Below are 1,734 nucleotides of genomic sequence, written 5' to 3'. Positions count from 1 at the left end.
AAGAGTATCTGTAAGGTTTGCCGCAACATTTAGCAATTCTTTGTCAGTCATAAGTTGTCACCTCGGTTAATTGGAATAAATCAAGTATACAACTAAGACAGTATAGGAGGATTAGCAATATGACAAAAACACTAAAGCAACTAGTACACGTATTATGGGCAATTGAAAAAGACCTCCATGTTATTGCAAGTAACATGGAGACCCCATTAAATCGAAAAGCACTATTTTTGGCAACAAGAGAGACGCCAAGCGCTTTTAAACTAAAAACTAGTTTATCTCGTAATCTTCCCAAGGAATCTGAGAAGGATCTAGGTTAGCAAGAAAATTAACAATATCGTTACGTCCGTAATATTGAAAATTTCCGTTATTCTGTTCGGCTAAGATAACAGGACGTGGAAAGTCTAGGGGTAGACCATTTGCAACTGAATCACGACTTGAAGAGTTTAAAGTTCCGGGCTTAACAACGACAACGGAGAATGAAACACCTTGTTCGGTAATACGAGCTCCAGTAATTCGCATCATTTATCACCTCGATTAATTGGGATAACAAAATTATACACCGAAAGGAGTGACCGGGATGGACAGTTTGGTAAGTGCTTTGTCGAAGCTTTTCACGCAAGCATATGAGCAGGGAGTTGTGGACGGGCGTAGTCAGCAAGCTGTTGATCACAAGATGATTGGGCGTAAAGATTTCTACTCTGAGTTTGGTATCAAAGTAGATTCATTCGATAAGCACTATCGCGACAAAGAAGGCTTCCCAAAGCCAGAAGAAGATGGCAAATGGTACGCCCCAGCAGTCGAAAAATGGTTATTGAATCATCAAAATTTAAGTGATTAAAACCTAGGCGGGTAGATAATGATTCAATTCATAAGGAGGAATTGCCATGGTAGAAGTAGCAGTATTAACCTGGGCGCTAACAACCGTGTGGTACAAGCGCCGAGAGATTAGAAACTGGTTTGGAATTTAAGGAGGAAATGATATGTATGAAGAAGACATCGAACACGCGTTAAGAGCACGTAAGTATAACGCAATTCGTGCAGATGAACGTGAGCTGATTAATGCTATCACGTACGATACAGAAGGAATCATTAAGAAGCGGCCGTGCTTTGGCTATTCAGAAGAATTTATTGGTGAATTGCAAGAACACGATATTAACGTTTGCGAACCAGGCGAAAATTTCGATGAGGACTGGACGTTTACATTACCGCCAATGTATTAGGAGGAAACAATCATGCAAAAAGTATCAATTTTACCACTCCATGAGTGGAAACGAGCGCAAAAAAAGCCATCGCTAGTAACGGCTAACGATGGACTAATGGAAGAGATAATTAGAACCAACATCTACTCTATTCCAAAGCAGTCTCGTTTGCAAGCATTAAGAAAGCGAGGACGGTAGTTATGGAAGAAACATTACCTTATTTAGAACAACAGCATTGCATTTTCCACGGTGTTGCACTGATTGCATCGATTGATCCACAGGCATTAACGCCAGAATTACGTCAGATGCGAGACAACATGATTAAAGCAATGGACTTAAACGCACTTATGATCAATAGGGGGCTTAAATAATGGAGAATGAAGTAATTAATCTTCCAGACTACACGGTGGACTATCAACCGGTACCAATCAAAATTAACAATTTGGAAGGATTGCAGGCGGCTATTGCGCAATATGTATCGCGCTACTCGAATTTAGTAATCACCGAAGATAACGTAACCGACAGCAAGCAAGTG

The 1,734-nt window shown here is 40.4% G+C and carries 6 protein-coding genes; 5 read left to right on the top strand and 1 reads right to left on the bottom strand.

Annotation, left to right across the window (positions count from 1 at the left end; genetic code table 11):
• Positions 1–267: 267 nt before the first annotated feature.
• Positions 268–522, bottom strand: coding sequence for a hypothetical protein (locus DY78_RS15820; protein WP_235810667.1), 255 nt, complete (start codon positions 520–522; stop codon positions 268–270).
• A gap of 55 nt (positions 523–577) precedes the next feature.
• On the opposite strand from DY78_RS15820, the gene DY78_RS10905 reads away from it, so the two are divergent.
• From DY78_RS10905 to DY78_RS15815, 5 genes are all read left to right on the top strand, one after another.
• Positions 578–838: a hypothetical protein gene (locus tag DY78_RS10905; RefSeq protein ID WP_024625266.1), complete on the top strand. Its 261-nt coding sequence runs from the start codon at positions 578–580 to the stop codon at positions 836–838.
• A gap of 142 nt (positions 839–980) precedes the next feature.
• Positions 981–1,220, top strand: a complete 240-nt coding sequence (locus tag DY78_RS10900) for a hypothetical protein (RefSeq protein ID WP_024625265.1) — start codon at positions 981–983, stop codon at positions 1,218–1,220.
• Between the two features lie 12 nt (positions 1,221–1,232).
• Positions 1,233–1,397, top strand: a complete 165-nt coding sequence (locus DY78_RS16455) for a hypothetical protein (protein ID WP_169817087.1) — start codon at positions 1,233–1,235, stop codon at positions 1,395–1,397.
• 2 nt (positions 1,398–1,399) lie between these two features.
• On the top strand, positions 1,400–1,570 hold the full coding sequence (locus tag DY78_RS16450) for a hypothetical protein (RefSeq protein ID WP_169817081.1): 171 nt from the start codon (positions 1,400–1,402) through the stop codon (positions 1,568–1,570).
• Positions 1,570–1,734, top strand: a 165-nt coding sequence (locus DY78_RS15815; protein WP_156404123.1) for a DUF1351 domain-containing protein, incomplete at its 3' end; no start/stop codon positions are given. The genes DY78_RS16450 and DY78_RS15815, both read left to right, overlap by 1 nt.

The sequence above is a fragment of the Lactiplantibacillus fabifermentans DSM 21115 genome (assembly GCF_000498955.2).
In the GTDB taxonomy this organism is placed as follows: domain Bacteria; phylum Bacillota; class Bacilli; order Lactobacillales; family Lactobacillaceae; genus Lactiplantibacillus; species Lactiplantibacillus fabifermentans.
Note: the sequence above shows the minus strand (reverse complement) of the source record. Positions and strands in the feature narration are given on the sequence as shown.